Origin of the sequence: Methylobacterium sp. J-043, from assembly GCF_022829505.1 — a bacterium.
GTDB lineage: Bacteria > Pseudomonadota > Alphaproteobacteria > Rhizobiales > Beijerinckiaceae > Methylobacterium > Methylobacterium extorquens_A.
Genome location: NZ_JAKSYB010000009.1, coordinates 33,653 through 50,552 on the forward strand (window position 1 = coordinate 33,653; position 16,900 = coordinate 50,552).

General features: G+C 69.2%; 13 protein-coding genes. 7 read left to right on the forward strand and 6 right to left on the reverse strand.

What is annotated here, in order from left to right; all coding sequences use genetic code 11:
- Positions 1-70: 70 nt before the first annotated feature.
- Complete coding sequence (locus tag MKK50_RS00175) at positions 71-871, reverse strand: SapC family protein (RefSeq protein WP_499019554.1); 801 nt, start codon at positions 869-871, stop codon at positions 71-73.
- An 847-nt stretch (positions 872-1,718) separates the two neighbouring features.
- Here MKK50_RS00175 and MKK50_RS00180 point away from each other — a divergent pair.
- Positions 1,719-2,723: a helix-turn-helix domain-containing protein gene (locus tag MKK50_RS00180; protein WP_499019556.1), complete on the forward strand. Its 1,005-nt coding sequence runs from the start codon at positions 1,719-1,721 to the stop codon at positions 2,721-2,723.
- Between the two features lie 96 nt (positions 2,724-2,819).
- Here MKK50_RS00180 and MKK50_RS00185 read toward each other — a convergent pair whose 3' ends face one another.
- From MKK50_RS00185 to MKK50_RS00205, 5 genes are read right to left on the reverse strand one after another with little or no spacing between them, the layout of a single operon-like run.
- A complete protein-coding gene (locus MKK50_RS00185; RefSeq protein WP_499019558.1) occupies positions 2,820-3,752 on the reverse strand; it encodes a radical SAM protein in 933 nt (310 codons plus the stop codon).
- Positions 3,753-3,769: 17 nt separating this feature from the next.
- Complete coding sequence (locus MKK50_RS00190) at positions 3,770-4,645, reverse strand: hypothetical protein (protein ID WP_499019559.1); 876 nt, start codon at positions 4,643-4,645, stop codon at positions 3,770-3,772.
- Positions 4,642-7,035, reverse strand: coding sequence for a tryptophan 7-halogenase (locus tag MKK50_RS00195; protein WP_499019561.1), 2,394 nt, complete (start codon positions 7,033-7,035; stop codon positions 4,642-4,644). Before MKK50_RS00195 ends, MKK50_RS00190 begins: the two co-directional genes overlap by 4 nt.
- Before the next feature lie 29 nt (positions 7,036-7,064).
- Entirely contained in the window at positions 7,065-7,724 is a 660-nt protein-coding gene (locus MKK50_RS00200) for a nucleoside/nucleotide kinase family protein (RefSeq protein ID WP_499019563.1), read from the reverse strand.
- Complete coding sequence (locus tag MKK50_RS00205) at positions 7,721-8,797, reverse strand: methyltransferase (protein ID WP_499019565.1); 1,077 nt, start codon at positions 8,795-8,797, stop codon at positions 7,721-7,723. The genes MKK50_RS00200 and MKK50_RS00205 overlap by 4 nt, the downstream gene beginning before the upstream one ends.
- A gap of 362 nt (positions 8,798-9,159) precedes the next feature.
- On the opposite strand from MKK50_RS00205, the gene MKK50_RS00210 reads away from it, so the two are divergent.
- From MKK50_RS00210 to MKK50_RS00235, 6 genes are all read left to right on the forward strand, one after another.
- Positions 9,160-9,456: a DUF3467 domain-containing protein gene (locus tag MKK50_RS00210; protein WP_003606160.1), complete on the forward strand. Its 297-nt coding sequence runs from the start codon at positions 9,160-9,162 to the stop codon at positions 9,454-9,456.
- 92 nt (positions 9,457-9,548) lie between these two features.
- Positions 9,549-11,450, forward strand: coding sequence for an efflux RND transporter periplasmic adaptor subunit (locus MKK50_RS00215; RefSeq protein ID WP_499019567.1), 1,902 nt, complete (start codon positions 9,549-9,551; stop codon positions 11,448-11,450).
- Positions 11,451-11,461: 11 nt separating this feature from the next.
- Entirely contained in the window at positions 11,462-13,609 is a 2,148-nt protein-coding gene (locus MKK50_RS00220) for a PqqD family peptide modification chaperone (protein ID WP_499019568.1), read from the forward strand.
- Positions 13,602-15,638, forward strand: a complete 2,037-nt coding sequence (locus MKK50_RS00225; protein WP_499019570.1) for a preprotein translocase subunit SecA — start codon at positions 13,602-13,604, stop codon at positions 15,636-15,638. Before MKK50_RS00220 ends, MKK50_RS00225 begins: the two co-directional genes overlap by 8 nt.
- A 13-nt stretch (positions 15,639-15,651) precedes the next feature.
- Positions 15,652-16,521, forward strand: coding sequence for an efflux RND transporter periplasmic adaptor subunit (locus MKK50_RS00230; RefSeq protein ID WP_253372385.1), 870 nt, complete (start codon positions 15,652-15,654; stop codon positions 16,519-16,521).
- 94 nt (positions 16,522-16,615) lie between these two features.
- The gene (locus MKK50_RS00235) at positions 16,616-16,870 is read left to right on the forward strand and encodes a hypothetical protein (RefSeq protein WP_499019573.1); all 255 of its coding nucleotides are present in this window, start codon (positions 16,616-16,618) and stop codon (positions 16,868-16,870) included.
- Positions 16,871-16,900: the final 30 nt, after the last annotated feature.

The following is a 16,900-nucleotide window of genomic DNA, read 5'->3' on the forward strand; positions in this document are numbered from 1 at the left end:
GATTTCGGCCGACGCTCAGCGGCTGAGCGTCGGCTCATGTCTCCCGGCCTCGGCCGGGAGCCCTTCGGGATCAGGCGTTGCCCGAGGTCTCGAAGTCGGCCGGAGAAGCCGGGGCGGTCTCGTCCGCCTGCGCAGTCTCGGCCGGGGCACCGATGCGTTCGGCGATCGGCGCAAGGTTCCGCAGCGAAGCCAGATGCAGGTAGATCAGCTCCATCTCGTCCGCCTGCATGAGCTCGGCGAGTTGCTCGGCCGAAAGAGCCTTCAGGCGATCACGGCTGACCACGCTGAAACCGGACAGCGTCGAGCGCTGACCGCTTCGCAGGGTGAACTGCGCCTGCATCGGCTCCAGGAGCCCGAACTCCTGCAGGCGCTTCACGAACAGTTTCGTGCGCTGGAACTGCACCTGGTAGGCCTGAAGGAAGCCCAGGACGTTCTGCAGATATTGTGTCCGCTCGCCGTCGGCGTCGAACAGGCGCTCGCCGCGACCCTCGTCGTTGCAGCCCGAGAAATCCTCGTCGACGCAAAGCGTGAAGGTGGCATCGGCGTCGTTCGCGTTGTCGCTGGAAAACACGAACGGGTAGCGGCGCAGGAAGGCCGGGACGTACGAACCGGTCCACGAACCGGATTCGGCCACGTAAAGGTTCTCGTTGTCGCGAATGCCGAGGAGCGCCACCGGAATGATCTCGTCGGCAGCACCGCCGAACACGATGGCATACTCGGCCGCCGAATTCGGAAACTCAGCGACCATGAGCGGTACCGAATTGACGCCGCGCGCGAAGTCGAACGACGCACCGGCCTTCACGGACCATGACCCGTGACGCTGCCGGGTGACCGGTACGGCACGCTCGTAGATGAGAAGCTGCTTACTCATTCCGACCCCACATTGCGGCGCTCGTGCGATTCCCGCATCTTCGCCTGCTGCTGCATATCAGTACCGCCCCCCGCTGCGGAGGGATGGTTCCATTTTTTCGATTGATCCAGCGTCTCAGATGCCGACTTCGCAGGCGCAACCGCGACGGCGTTACCCGAGAGGATCAATCTCGGCCATCCACTCTCGGGTGCACGGCCCTTGAACGCAATCGCGATCGGGGTTGTCGCGAAAATAGTCATAGGGCTGTACCCGGCTCGACACGGTGACGAAGCTGGGCCTTGCGATCCGATAAACCGGCACGTCAGTAAAGCGAAGCTTCGCGATCGATAGACCTCATCGCACAGTGCGTATGATATTTGCAGATGATCGACACAAACAGCATCGCTCGAAAACCCGACAAACACCAAAATCGAAAATAATTTTTTTAAAATTTGATGCAATTATTTCGACCTGATGTCGAATAATACATTTTTGCATTATAGGCTATACAGCCTATAAAGATAATATACTTTCAAATTGCGGATTTCAGCCGGCAACCCGACGGCGACCGATCCCCCCTGCGATCGTCTGAGCGGTCACTGCTGAGGACATCAGCTCTTGAAACCTCAACGGGCTACTTTAGCTGTACGCATCCTCGGCGGCGGCATCCGATCGACGGTATTCTGCAAAGACGCGAGCGGAAACTCGCGCTCTGAGTCGGAATATATTGCAACATCAATCGTAACTCTGTCGATAAACTTCGTCCAAATACGATGTGATTGCAAAGTTGCCTCTTTTCCGAGCATTTCGGCAAGCCTTGCCTGAATGGGAAAAGCGCTCCGATTGTTTTTTGGAAGTCGATTGTCCCGTGACCTCTCTCCAGCGGCTGGATTACCTCACGACCGGGCTGCCCCATGAGACCGCGGCCGAAATCTGGAGAGGCGTCGTCGGCCCCCTATTCGAACCGCGGGCCTTCCATCCCGGCCAGCAAAGCCCGACCGGCTCGGCGAGCGGTGCGGTCATCGGCGACATCATGGTGGCACGGGTGGTGTTCGGGGCGCAAAGCTATCGCCGCGACCGGGACCTCATCGCCCGCACGCCGGATCACATCCTCTTCCATCTCTACAACGTCGGCGGCTTCAACGGCCTCATCAGCGGCCGGCAAACCACGATCTGGTCTTCGCAGGTAGCGATCATCGACCTCGCCCAAGAGGTCGACACGCTCGCGGCCTCGTCGGACACGATCGCGCTCATCATCCCGCGGGCCCTGCTGCCGGGGCTTGCCGAAAACCCGCCGCCGCCGCGGCTCGACGCGGGACGCAACCGGCTCCTCGCCGCCCATATGATCGCGCTGCGTGAACGTAGTACCCTGATCGAAGAACCGGATGCCGACGAAGTCGTGGCGGAAACGCTCGACTTCCTGCGCACGCTGCTCGATCCCTCCCGCGCCGAGGCCATCATCGAGACGCCGACGCTCGCCACCACGCATCTGGCGCTCGCCGAGCAGACGATCCGAACCCACCTCGCCTCGCCGGACCTCTCGCCGGAGATGATCGCCCACGAGATCGGCGTCTCGCGCGCGACCCTCTACCGGATGTTCGCCCCCTACGGCGGCATCATGCGATCCGTGCAGGAACGGCGACTCCTGGCGGTCAGGGCCGCTCTCAGCGATCCGTTGGAAACGCGTCGCCTCTCCCGCCTCGCGACCGATTTCGGGTTTCGCAGCAAGGTCCATTTCAGCCGCAGCTTCCGCGCGCAGTTCGGCATCACCGCGAGCGAGTTCCGGGCCGAGCAGGTGGCCCTCGCCCAGAAGGATGCGCGGAGCGATCTCGACGTCCTGCACGACCGTTGGCTCCGGCTCGGGAACCGATAGCGCATCATCCTGAAGGGGGCTGGCGACACGAGATTGTCGGACAGCGAAAGGCGCTGGTTTCGAGGCGGCGTTTGCCGGAGACGCGGAACCGCCGGTTCAAGCCGGAGCCCGGCTCCAGGCCTGCCGCCGGGGCGCGGGCAACGGATGCACCAAGTCGGCTTCGAGCCCGAACTTCTCGACATAGGCGGTGTTCAGGCCGAGGCATTCCCGGGAGGTGCAGATCTCCCGGTGGGCACATTGGTAAAAGCCGTTGCGCTCGAACTCCCGCCAGAAATCCGGGTCGATGTGCAGTTCGGGCTGGCCGTTGACCAGGGCATTGCCGAGATCGCCGAGCAGGCATTCGGGGAAGTTCTTCACCTCGACGGCGCGTCCGAGCGCGCGGGCGCGCAGGACCGCCTCGCGCAGATAGGGCAGGACGTCGGCGTGGCGGGCGACGAGCCCCTTCTCGTCGCGCTCGGACATGGGGAAGTAGACCCAGAACTCCATCTGGGTCAGGCGCCGGAGATGGCCCAGCCGCGCGACGAGATCGGGCAGCAGGCGATAGCTCCGTTCGGTGACGACGGTGTTGGTGAGGGTCTCGACGCCCTCCATCGCGTCGAGGGTCTCCAAACCGCGTAGCGCCCGCTCGAACGAGCCCGGCACCAGGGTGAGTGCATCGTGGCTGGCCGCGTCACTGCCGGCGATGGAGACGAAGAACTCGTCGACACCCGCCTCGACCAGCCGGCGGCAGTAGCTCGGCTGGCCGAGATGCATGCCATGGGTCTGGATGCGGACATGGTCGAAGCCGCTCGCCCGTGCCCGGCGGGCCAGCTCGGGCAGGTCGCGCCGCAGAGTGATCTCGGACCCGGTCAGGATCAGGCCGGTCCAGCGCCGCTCGCGGGCATTGAGAGCGAGGATCTCCTCGAAATGCGCGTCCGATTCCGGCGCGAGCCGGTCCATCGTGCCCTCGATCATGCAGTGGACGCATTTGAGGTTGCAGCGAAACTCCATCGTCAGCGAGACGTAGGCGGCGTGGTCGTAGCGTCCCATGGCGTCGTCCCAGCCCCTCAGAGCAGACCGTAATACGCGCTCTTCGTCACCGTCAGCCTGCCGTCGATCAGCGCGTAGTCGATCCCGACATCGAACAGCAGGTGCGACAGGCGCCGCCGCTCCGAACGTACGAACTCGCGGATCGCGGGCGGATAGGCGAGCCGGTCGAGGAAGGCGATGAGCCCGTCGATGCCGACGCGTGAGAAATAGACGCCGTCGCACAGGCGCTTGTTGGCCACGACCACGACGCCGCAACGCATCAGTTCGGGCCACAGGATCGCGTCGAGATCGAGGCCGGGCAGATCGAAATGGGCCGAGCAGGCGGCCTTGGCCGAAATCGCGTCGCGCTCGCGGGCGGCGTCGAAGAAGCTGTAGAGATTGTCGAACACGAGTCCGTCGGCGGTGAGCCCGTAGCTGAGGCCAGACGAGACGCTGCTGCCGGGATTGCCGACATAGATGTTGAGCCGGTCGAGGCTCCGCTCGCTCCGGGCCAGGGCGTCGTCGAGATCGAGCGAGAACATGAAGTAGGGCCGCGCACCCGCATAGCGCAGGACGCAGGGCGCGAACGGCGCCAGGATCGCCAGCACGCGCTCGATCGAGACCGTGCGCTCCAGCCGGGCATAGTCGTAGAAATAGAACTCCCAGGTCGTGACGCCGCCCCGCAGCTTGGCGCCCCAGACGCTGCGGCCGGGCCCGAGGCCGTCACGCAGGGCATCGCAGATCGCGAACAGCCGGGGATCCGCCCCCGCGCAGGCCAGCGAGTGCCAGAGCAGGCTCGCCTGCCGCAGGCGTCCCGCCGTCGGCCCGACCGGCTCGTAGTCCCACAGGCAGTAATCGGCGTAGCGGTCACCCGGCGCGGTCAGTTCCAGACGGGCGGGATCGAGGCCGGTCATCCGCCGGCGATGCCGGAATAGACGGTGACGAAGGGCTGGCCATCCCGCCCGACACCACCGGCGACATGCCCCAGTGTCTCCTGAAGCCTGTCTCTCAAGACCATCGCGGCCGCCTCGCGCGGTACGCCGAGACTGACGAAGGCTTGGCCGAGCAGCGGCTCCGCATCGGCTACGGTCAGGCCGCAGGCATAGAGGTTGAGGTCGTAGGACAGGCGCAGCCCCGGCTCCTCGCGGGCTTCGAGATAGTGGACCGCGCCGCGCCCCCGCTCCCGCGCCAGCTGCAGGATCGCCTGGGCGGTGTCGCGCGCGGGTGCGCCGGCCGAACCCCACTCGCCGGCCATCCGGTTCAGCCGTGCCTCGATCTCCTCGGGCGTGCGCACCCTTGGCCAGTGGTAGAGGGTAACGACGGGCGGATGCGTTGCCTCGGGCTTCCACTTGTAGGCGCGATGGACCAGCATCGGCTCCGCCCCCGCCGCGTCCGCTCCGGTCCAGGCGGCGTCGGTGCGCGACGACCATTCGACGTAGAGCTTGTAGAGCGTGCCCGACGGGCCGTCCTCGTAGCCGAGATGAAGGATGTCCGCCCCACCGATCTGGCCGGCGGCCTCCGCGCGCTCCCGCTCCGGCAATCCGAGCCCGGCGGCCAGCCGGTCGAGCGTCGCCTCAGGCGTGAGGCCGAGGCTCGCGCGGTGCAGGCTCATGAGGAAGCGGTCGGTCTGCAATCCTGCCGGGGACGCCTTCACCGAGCGCTCGTAGCCGAAGGGCTGGCCAAGCCCCGCCACCAGGTCGGCGAGACGGGCGCCCTCCGGCGTCCGGCGCAGGGCCGCCGGGCCGACCGGCGCCGACGCGATGCGGACCGAAGGCCCGGCAACGGGCGCCTGGCCGTGCAACGCGTCCATCAGACGGACATGCGGGGCCATGGCCTCGGCGATCTGGTTCGACTGTGCACGGATGCTGGCGAGCAGTCGGGCGATCTCGCGGCCGTCGGCGACATCGACCGGAGCGAAGGGCCGACGCGGCAGAAAATCGGCGCCGGAGAATAGCAGATAATGGTCGCCCTCGCTGAACGGCGCCTCCTCGCTCAAGGCGACATGCCCGGCCAACTCATAGAGGTCGAGGCGGTCGGCGAGCCGGTCGGGGATCGTCACCGCGCGGGCCGCCGCCCAGAACGGTTCCGACCGGCGGCCGAGAACGTAATGCGCGGCCACCGCCTCGGCCGCATCGTCGTGGAAGCGGTTCAGGCGCGCGGCATAGGCGCGGCGCAGCACGTCACCGCCCTCCCCCTGCTGCGGCAGGTAGGCGAGGAAGGTTTCGAGTCCGGCCAGGACGAGATCGAGATCGAAGCCGAGGAGCGGCTCGACCGCTCCGGCCGCCGCGCCGATGGCGACGACGTTGCGCTGCCACGGCGAGGCGCGGCGACCGTGCCGCAGTTCCGCATCGACGATGCCTGCCTCCCCGTCGAAGGCGCGTCGTAAGGTGGCCGCCGCCGCATCCGGCGGGGTGGTCCGGCTGTCGTAGACGAAGAGGTGCTCCGTGCGGTCGGCCAGCGGCAGCGACGCCGTCCATCCCTCCGCCCGGCCGCGATAAGCGGTGAAGGGCGGCACCTCGGGCGATCGCGGCAGGGACAGGCGAGCGACGCGGTCTCCGGGGCCGCTGCCCGCGACCCAGGCCTCGCCGAGCCCGGTGCCGATGAGCTGCGCGGCGGCACCGGTACAATCGAGGAAGATGTCGCCCTCGACCTTCTGCCCTCCGTCGAGAACGAGGGCCCCGACATCGCCGTACAGGTCGCGCTCGATCTCGCGGACCCGCCCGGCCACCCCGCGCACGCCTTCGGAGAGGGCCAAGTCGCGCAGGAAACGGACGAGGGCGGTCCGGTCGAGGTGATAGCCGTAATCGCCGGATTCGGTGAGCGAGGACCGGTCCGCTTGCGAGCGGGGCCCGCGCCCTGCGGCCGCCATCAGCGCCTGGGGCGCGTAATCGGCGTAGCTCCCGGCCTCGTCCTCGGTGCCCTCGTCGGTGCTCTCCTGGCGAAGCTTCATCCAGTAGTGGAACAGGTCGCGGCCGGCGATCCGCGGTCCGCAGGCACCGAAGGGATGCCAGTGGCCCTGACCCTCGGCGAACCAGTCGTCGTAGCGGCTGGCGAGCCGATAGGTCGCCGCACAGCGGCGCATGAAGATCGCCTCGTCGATGCCGAAACCGGTGAGGAAGCGGGTGAAGGCCGGGCGCGTCGCCAGGGCGGCGGAGGCGCTTGCGGCCGGGGCCGGCCCGACGAGGGTGACCGTCCAGCCGGCCCGGCGCAGGACGCGCTTCAGATAGAGCGCGGCCATCCAGCCGGCGGGGCCGCCGCCGGCGACGACCAAGCGCGGAGGCGCGGAGCGTTCGGACCTGAACATCGAGTTATTGGCTCCGCGAGCGTCGCCTCTCACGCCGTCGGCGTCGGGACGGCCGTGAGGGTGGCGTGGAGAGTGGATTGGATTTCGGACTGAATGGCGGCGAGGTGCCCGGCGAGCGTGCCGGCGCCGAGGATCTGGTCGGCCGACGGCCGGACCCGATCGTGCTGCAACGCGTAGGTCGGGTGCAGCAAGGCGTCGTAGCGTCCGAGATAGGCATCGAGCGCTTCGAGAAGTCCGGGGGCCGCCGAGGGGTCGCGCTTCGCCTCCCCGGTGAAGCTGCGCAGCTTGCGTGCCAGCGCGACGTCCAGGGGCAGGTCGAGCCAGACCAGATGGTCGATCTGTGCACCCGTACCGGGATGGGCCCGGCCGAGCAGGGTGTCGAGAACGATCACGGGCCGCGCCGCGCGTCGCGAGAGGCGCAGCGTGCCGCCGCGCTCCCGGTCCGGCACCGGCTCGCCGCGCCGAAGCCGGGCCAGATCCTCGGTGAGCCCCGGCACGGGCACCGCGTCGAGGGGCGCGCCCCCCGCGAGCCACGCCGCCACCCGCTCCGGCGGCCAGCCGGTGATTTCCTCGTAGGCGTCGTAGGCGAGCACGGGTGCGCCGCCGAAGCGCTCCGACAAGGCGCGGGACAGGGTGGTCTTGCCGCTGCCCGGCGGTCCGCTGACGGCGAGGACGAAGGGCGCGCTCACCGCGCACCGCCGGGCTTGGACGCCTCGATCAAATGGAACGGCGTTTCGAGCGCGAGGCGGCGGACGGTGCAATCGACGAAGCCGAGAGCGGCCAGCGCCCCGGTATAGAGATCCGCCTCCCGGAAGAAGGGCTGGAACACGAGATCGGCGGATTGAACGTAGCCGAGGGGGCGCTCGCGCAGGGCCATCGGCGCCCGCTCGTAGATCACGAGCCGTCCGCCCGGAGCGAGTGCGCGCCCGGCGCGTTCGAGCAGGGCACGGGCCTCGTCGGCCGGCCAATCGTGCAGGACCGACTTGAAGGTCACGAGGTCGTGCCCCTCGGGTAGGGGATCGCGCCGCATGTCGCCAGCCTGGAACGTGACGCGGGCGCCTTCCGGCCGGTCCGCGAGGTTCTCGCGGCCGAGCGCGCAGACGACCGGCAGGTCGAACACCGTCGCGGTCAGGTTCGGGGCACGGCGGCAGGCCTGGGCGGCGAACTCGCCGCTATTGCCGCCGAGATCGAGCAGGCGCCGATGCCGGCCGGGCTCGATCCGGTCGAGGCCCGGCCCGGCCTCGTAGCGGGTCAGGCAGGTGGTGTAGGCGACCCAGCGCCGGGTGGCGTCGAGGTTGTCCGGCGTGATCTCGAAACAGCGGTCGTAGCGGAACAGCTCGAAGGTGCGCGCGGCCGCCATGAAGGCCGGCAGGTCGGCGACGAAGGCGGGGAAGTGCCGGCGCAGATCCTCGGACGCGGCGGCGGCAAAGGCGAGCTTCGCCTCGATGAGGTCGCGGCAGGGCAGCACGGCGCGGAAGGCGTCGCTCAGTCCGATCCGGCCCGGTTCGGGCTCGGTCGCGATACCGGCGCCGACGAGGAGACCGGTCAGGCAGGCAAGTTGCGGCTGCTCGAGCCGAAACTCGTCGGCCAGCCCCGCCGTGGCGGTGTCCGCCCGGCGGGCGAGCCGGTCGATCAACCCCGATGTGAAGGCAAAGCCGAGGGCGTGCGCGGCGGCCTCGCTTTCGAGGAATCGGTCCACGCGCGGAAAGCCGGCGCCCGGCACCTCCGGCGCCGAGATCTCGCGCGCTCCCCCATCCGGCATCAGCGTGAAGCCAAGCTCAGGCTGCGGCGCGAGACCCGGTCAAACCTCCCGCATGAAGGAGGCCTTGAATTGAGACGCTGGATCAACGCATTTTTCTTCGTGGCCATTGCCGCCGCCACATTCCATTCGTGATCGAATCGCACAAACCGTGCAATAGCTCCTATCGCCCTGTGTGCCATAAATGCAAGGCGACTTGGTTTCGCTGGGTTCGCAAGGCGAGCCGTCGTTCAACGACGGCTTTATTCGTGCAATGTCTTGACGAGGACTTAGGCTTCGCGATCCAGCCTGGCATCGGCCCGGCGATGATGTCGAGGAGCCCGAGGTAACGCCGCGCGGGGATGCGCGCAGATGAGGGAGCAGTCGTGAGCGAGAGCAGCAAGCCCGGTGCCGCCGATCAGGTGCGTGCGATCGAATGGCGTGAAGACAGCATGTCGACACAGTTCGCCAACGTCGTGAACGTGCAGGGCACCCGCGAGCAGGTGGACCTGTTCTTCGGCACCAACCGGACCTGGAACCTCGCCGAGACCGAAAGCGTGGTGGTCGATCTCTCGAACCGCGTGATCCTCACGCCGCTCGCGGCCAAGCGCCTACACTCCGTCCTCGGCGGCGTGCTGACCGAGTACGAGAACCGGCACGGGCGCCTCGACCTCGACGCCTGACCATCCGCCTCCGCCGCCGCGCCGAACGGCGTGGCGGTGCGGCCCCTCTCCAGCAAGACCCTGCGCGCCGACAGTCAAGGAATCCGGGGGCCATGAGCGAGCGTTTGGCGGCGGAGGGCTCGTCCGCGTCGGGTGTGTCCGCAGCGGGCCCGGCCGCGCGCCTGTCCCTACTGGAGCCGGCCCTGTGGCAGGTGCTCCGAACCTCCCAGACGCTTCAGGCGGCGGCGGAAGCGTGGCTCACGCTCCAAGCGCCGATGCTCGGCGCCCCGCGGGCCTGCGTCCTGCTTCCGGGCACCTCGGTGGGGCTCGCCCCGCTCGCCGTGTTCCCGGCACAGTCCGAATGCGAAGCCGGCCTGCGCGAGACCGCCGAGGCCGCCTTGCGCGAGAACCGGCCGGTCGTGCAGGCGATGGCGGAGGCCGGGCCGCAGCCGGGCACCGCCCCGCAGGAATCGGGCGCGTGGGTCGCGCTTCCGCTGGTTCTGGACGATGCGTGCTTCGCCGTCACCGCCTTTGCCCTCGACAGCCTCGACAAGGACGAACTGCGCGCCGCGATCCGTCAGGTGCAGTGGGGTAGCGCGTGGCTCGTCGCCAAGCAGGCCGAGCTGATCGGGCGGGGCGAGCGCCGGACCCTGGCCCGCTCGCGCTCCGTCCTCGACCTGCTGGCCGGGGTGCTCGAGCAGTCGCGCTTCTCCGCCGCCTGCACCGCCGCGGTCACGGACCTCGCCATCGCCTTTTCCTGCCAGCGCGCGGCGATCGGCTTCGTGCGCCGCGGGAGCGCCCGGATCACGGCGATCTCGCACTCGGCGCAGTTCGGCCGCGAGATGAACCTCGTGCGCCGCCTCGGCGCCTGCATGAATGAGGCGATCGACCAGCGCAGCCTGATCCTGTTCCCGCCGCCCGAGAACGAGGCCACCGTCACCACGGCACATGCCGACCTCGCCCGCCTTCAATATGGCGGCCGGGTGCTGACCGTGCCGATGCTCGTCGATGACCGCTTCGTCGGCGCCATCACCCTGGAGCGGCCCGCCGACCAGCCGTTCAGCCTGGAGACGGTCGAGCAGGTGAGCGCCTGCGCCGCCGCCATCGGCCCGGTGCTGGAAGACAAGCGCCAGAACGACCGCTGGCTGGTGCTGAAGGCCACCGACGCGGTGATGAACGGCGCGCGGCTGGTCTTTGGCCCGAACCATACCGGACTCAAGCTCGGCCTCGCCGCGACGCTGGCCGTGGTTCTGGCGCTCTCGGTGATCAAGATCGATTACCGCGTGACCGCCGACGCCCGCGTCGAAGGCCTCGTGCGCCGCTCGGTTGTCGCCTCCTATGACGGTTACCTGAAGACCGCCGGGCACCGCGCCGGCGACACGGTGCGCAAGGGCGACCTGCTCGCCGCCCTGGAAGACCGCGATCTCGCCCTGGAGCGCCTGCGCTGGGTCACCGAGCGCCAGCAGCGCACCTACGAATACGACAAGGCGCTCGCCACCCGGCAGCCTGCCACGATCAACGTCGTGAAGAGCCAGATCGATCAGGCCGACGCGCAGATCCGCCTGCTCGACGAGCAGATCGCCCGCTCGAAATTCACCGCGCCCTTCGACGGCCTGATCGTCTCCGGCGACCTCTCGCAATCCATCGGCGGCGCGATCAGCCGCGGACAGGTGCTGTTCGAGATCGCGCCGCTCGACAGCTACCGCGTCGTGCTCAGCGTGGACGAGCGCCTGATCGCCGACCTGCGCGAGGGCCAGACCGGGCACGTCCTGGCGACCTCCCTGCCCGACCAGCCGCAAATGCTGACGATCCAGACCATCACCCCCGTGGCCGAAGCCAAGAACGGCCGCAACCTGTTCCGGGTCGAGGGCCGGATCGCCGACGGCGCCACCCGGCTGCGGCCGGGGATGGAGGGCATCGCCAAGGTCGATGTCGACCGGCGGCTGCTCGCCTGGGTCTGGGCTCGGCCGATCGTCGACTGGGTGCGCCTTGCCCTCTGGCACTGGTGGCCGTGAGGGGTTGAGGCATGTCCCAGTCCCTGTTCAGCCAATCGTGGTACCGCGTTGCGTCTCTGCGCCCGCGCCTGCGCCGCCACGCCGAAATTCACCGGCAGAGCTTTCGCGGCGAGGTCTGGTACGTCCTTCAGGATCACCAGACCGGGCGCTTCCACCGCCTTTCGCCGGCCGCCAACCTGATCCTGTGCATGATGGACGGGCGCCGCACCCTGCAGGAGGTGTGGGAGGCGGCCGCGCGCCGCAACGAGGACGACCCGCCGACCCAGGACGACACGATCCGCCTGATCTCGCAGCTTCACGGCTCGGACCTGCTTCAGGGTGACCTGCCGCCCGATCTCTCCGAACTCGCCGAGCGCTCGGAATCGACCGCGCGCCGCACCCTGATCGCACGGGTGAAGAACCCGCTGGCCCTGCGCTTCCCCCTGTTCGACCCCGATCCGCTGCTCGACCGGCTCGCGCCGTACTTCCGGCCGCTCTTCTCGGTCTGGGGGCTCGCGGTCTGGCTCGCGGTGGTGATCTCCGGCCTCGTCGTGGCCGGCCTGCACGCGGGCGAGCTGACCGGCGACGTCGCGGGCCAGATGCTCTCGGCGCAGAACGTGGCGCTGATGATGTGCCTCTACCCCGTCATCAAGGCGCTGCACGAGGCGGGGCACGCCTGTGCCGCCAAGGCCTGGGGCGGCGAGGTGCACGAGGTCGGCATCATGCTGCTCGTGCTGTTCCCGGCGCCCTACGTCGATGCCTCGACCTCCGCCGCCTTCCCCAGCAAGTGGCAGCGGATGATGGTGGCCGCCGCCGGCATCTTCGTCGAGCTGTTCCTGGCGGGCCTCGCCGCCATCGTCTGGGCCACGGCCGAGCCGGGCCTCGTGCGGGCGGCGGCCTTCAACGTCATGGTGATCGGCAGCGTCTCGACGCTGCTGTTCAACGGCAACCCGCTCCTGCGCTTCGACGGCTACTACATCTTCGCCGACTTGATCGAGATCCCGAATCTCGGTTCGCGGGCCAACCGCTACGTCTTCTACCTGATCGAGCGCTACGCGCTGAAGATCGAGGGCGCGAAGAGTCCGGTGACCGCGGACGGCGAGCGGCCCTGGCTGTTCGTCTACGCGGTGGCCGCCTTCATCTACCGCACCACCGTCTCGATCGCGATCGCGAGCTTCATCGCCACGCAGTACTTCGTATTCGGCGTGCTGCTGGCCGGGCTCGCGCTGTTCGGCACCGTGGTCTCGCCCCTGGTGAAGGGGCTCAAGTTCATCCTCACCGATCCGAAGCTGAACCGGCGCCGGAGCCGGGCTGTCACCCTCACCAGCGCCGCCACGGGTGCGGTGCTGGCCCTGCTGTTCGTGGTGCCCCTGCCCTACACGACGATGGCGCAGGGGGTCGTCTGGGCACCCGACGACACGCAGATCCGCACCCAGACCGACGGCATCCTGACGACGCTTCTGGTGGAGCCCGGCCGCGACGCGGGGGCCGGCGAGGCCCTGGCGACGCTCGAAGACCCGAGCCTCGACAGCCGCGTCGCGGTACTGGAGGCGCAGCTCGCCGAACTGCGCCTGCGCTACGACGCCGCCCGCCTCGGCGACCGGGTGCAGGCGCAGATCCTCCAGGAGCAGATCGCCAGCACGCAGGAGATCCTGCGGGTCTACCGCGAGCGGCAGGCCGGCCTCACCGTGCGGGCATCCCAGGCGGGCCGCCTGATCGTGCCGGGCGCCGTCGATCTGCCGGGGCGGTACCTGCGCCGGGGCGAGCGCATCGGCTACGTGCTCACCGCCGACGACCCCGTGGTGCGGGTGGTGGTGCCGCAGACGGATGTGGACCTGATCCGCAGCCGGACGCAGGGCGTCGCGGCGCGGCTGGCCGAGAAGCCCGAGGAGGTGCGCATCGGCTCGATCCTGAGGGAGGTGCCGGGAGCGCAGCAGGAGATCCCGAGCCTCGCCCTCGCGACGCAGGGCGGCGGCACCATCGCCGTGGACGCCAGCAACCCGCAGAAGCCGGTGGCGCTCCAGAGCATCTTCGTCTTCGACGTGCAGCTCGCCGGCGGCATCCCCTTCAACGTGCTCGGCGAGCGGGTCTATATCCGGTTCGATCACGGGGCGGAGCCGGTCGCGTGGCGCGCGCTACGCAGCCTGCGGCAGGTGTTCCTGAGTCAGTTCCGTGTCTGACCCCGTCGCCCTCTCGGCCGCTCCAGCGCCCGGGGCCGCCTACCGCGTGCCGCCGGCCCGCGCCTATTCCGAGCGCAAGCCGCTCAAGCCGAGCCGGCTCGATCAGGCCGCCGCACGGGTGATCGGCCGCGTGCGCGTCGGGCTCGCCGGCTGGGCCGCCCGGCGCTACGCGCGGATCGCCCGCGCCGCCCTGGCGCAGGCCGAGGACATCGCCGAGCTGTCCGAAGAGGCGCTGCAGTTCCGCATTCGGGCGATCACCGGGACCCTGCGCGCCCGAAAGACCTTTCGCGATGCCGACATCGCGGAGGCCTTCGCGCTGATCCGCGAGATGTCGGGGCGGGTGAAGGGGCAGCGCCATTACGGCGTGCAGATGATGGGTGCCGCCGCCATGCTCGACGGGCGCGTCGCCCAGATGGCCACCGGCGAGGGCAAGACCCTCACGGCGACGCTGGCCGCAGGCGCGGCGGCGCTGGCCGGCCTTCCGGTCCACGTCGTCACGGTCAACGACTACCTCGCCGAGCGTGACGCCGAGGAGATGCGTCCGCTCTACGCCGCGCTGGGGCTCACCGTCGGCGTCATCAAGGAGAAGCAGGAGCAGCCTGAGCGGGCTCAGGCCTATGGCTGCCACATCACCTACTGCACGAACAAGGATCTGGCGTTCGACTACCTGCGTGACCGCATCGCGCTGGGCCAGCGCGCCAGCGACGTGCGCCTCAAGCTCGAGAGCCTGCACGCGAGCGCGAGCCGGCTCGCCCAGCTCCGCCTGCGCGGCCTGCACTTCGCCATCGTCGACGAGGCCGACAGCGTGCTGATCGACGAGGCGCGCACGCCGCTCATCATCTCGGCTCCGGCCGGCTCACAATTCGGCACGGAGGTGCTCGCCCGCGCCATGGAGATCGCCGCGGCGTTGAAGAGCCCCGAGGATTACGGGATCGAAGCGGCCGAGCACCGGATCATCCTCACCGAGGCCGGCCGCGAGCGGATCACGGATCTTGCCACGAGCGACGGGCGCGGCGAGGCCTCGGCCTGGCGCGGGCGCGTCACCCGCGAGGGACTGGTGCGCCAGGCGCTCTCCGCCCTGCACCTGTTCCACCGCGACGAGCATTACATCCTGCGCGATGGGAAAGTGGTGATCGTCGATGCCAATACCGGCCGGGTGATGCCGGACCGGAGCTGGAGCGACGGCCTGCACCAGATGGTCGAGCACAAGGAGGGCTGCGAACTCTCCGGCGCCCGCGCGACGCTGGCGCGCATGACCTACCAGCGCTTCTTCCGCCGCTATCCCCGCCTCGCCGGTATGACCGGCACGACCCGCGGCGTCGCCGCCGAATTCTGGACCGTCTACCGCCTGCCGGTGGTGCGCATCCCGACGCACCGGCCGGTGCAGCGGCGCCACCTGCCCGACGAGGTGCTTCCCGACGAAGCGGCGAAGTGGCGGCGGGTGACGGCGCGCATCGCCGAACTCCATGCCAAGGGCTGCCCCGTTCTCGTCGGCACCCGCTCGGTGGGGGCCTCTGCGCGGGCGAGCACGTATCTCACCGCAGCCGGACTGCCGCACACGGTGCTCAGCGCCGCCCAGGACGGCCAGGAGGCCGCCATCGTGGCGCAGGCGGGGCAGCACGGCCGCATCACGGTCGCGACGAACATGGCCGGGCGCGGCACCGACATCAAGCTCGGCCCCGGCGTGGCCGAACGCGGCGGCCTGCACGTCATCATGGTCGAGCGCCAGGACGCGCAGCGCATCGACGACCAGCTCGCCGGCCGCAGCGGGCGCCAGGGCGAGCCGGGCTGTTTTCAGGCGATCCTCTCCCTCGACGATCCGCTGCTGGATGGCAGCGTCATCAGCCGTGGACTCGCCCGCCGCATCATGGCGTTGCTCGGCCCCGAGCGGGGCCGGGCCTTCGGCGCGCGCCTGCTGCGCCACGCGCAGTTGCGCACCGAGCGGCTGCACGGGCGCATGCGCGCCGACCTGCTGCATTCCGACCAGATGCAGGACCGAATTCTAGCTTTTGCCGGCCATGCCGAGTGAGGACTTTTCCGCGATGACCCTTCTGGCCGGAACGCAACAAGCCCGGATCTGGCTGGCGCTCGCCGCCCTCGTCCTCTCCGCTTCGGCGGCGAGCGCTCAGGACATCCGCGTCGATTGCGTGGTGGAGCCGGCGCAGAAACTGAAGATCGGTTCGGCCACGCTCGGCATCCTCAAGAGCGTGCCGGTCAACCGTGGTGCCGCCGTGGACGCGGGCGAGATCATCGCCCGGCTCGATTCGAGCGTGGAAGAGGCCAACGTCGCCCTGTCGCGGGCGCAGGCGGAATCGACCGCCGGCATCGAGGCCCAGCAGACCCGCGTCGAACTCTACAAGCGCCGCCTCGAGCGCCAGAACCAGCTCTCGAAGGGCATCGTCACCCAGGAGAAGCTCGATCAGGTCGAGGCCGATTACGAGATCGGCCGGCGCGACCTTCAGACCGAGATCCTCAAGCACAAGCTCAACGGCATCGAACTCCAGCGCGCCGAGGCGCAGCTCGAACTGCGGATGATCCGCAGCCCGATCCGCGGCATCGTCACCGAGCGGCTGATGTCGGCGGGCGAGTTCGTGCGCCAGGACAGCGCGATCTTCACCCTGGTCCAGCTCGATCCGCTCTACGTCGAGGCCTACCTGCCGGTCTCCCGCTGGAAGGAGATCGCCCTGGGGATGCCGGCCACCGTCACGCTCGACCAGCCGATCGGCGGCGCCTACGAGGCCAAGGTCAGCGTGGTCGATCAGGTGTTCGACGCGGCGAGCGGCACCTTCGGCGTGCGCCTCGAACTGCCGAACCCGGACTTCAAGCTGCCCGGCGGCCAGCGCTGCAAGGTCGGCTTCCCGCTTCCCCCCGCCGGCCCGCTCGCGACCGCCCTGCCCCCCGGCAGCAAGTAGGCGGGAAGCCAAATAGGCGGGAAGCTAGAGCGCCATCCGAGCGATCTGGAACGGCTGTGAGGCGCATGGGTTGGGGAGGTTTGGGAGCCAATCCATGGCCTCGACCCTATCGGTCGATCTGCGTGAGCGCGTTGTGGCCGCGGTGGCGGCAGGGAGCTCGGTGTCGAAGACGATTCTGTCCGCGCCCGCGCCGCCGCTGACCGTGAAGGACGGTGCCGGCGGCAGGCTGGCCAGGTGGAGCGTGTCGTCGCCGCTGCCGAGGATCACGCCGAGGCTCGTCGTCGGCGCGGCGAAGGCGAGGCTGCCGCAGGGCGCCGCCTGGGAGCCGCCTGTCGGGGCCAGTGGTTAGCGGCTTCCGCGCCCGGCAGCGCCGCCGTCG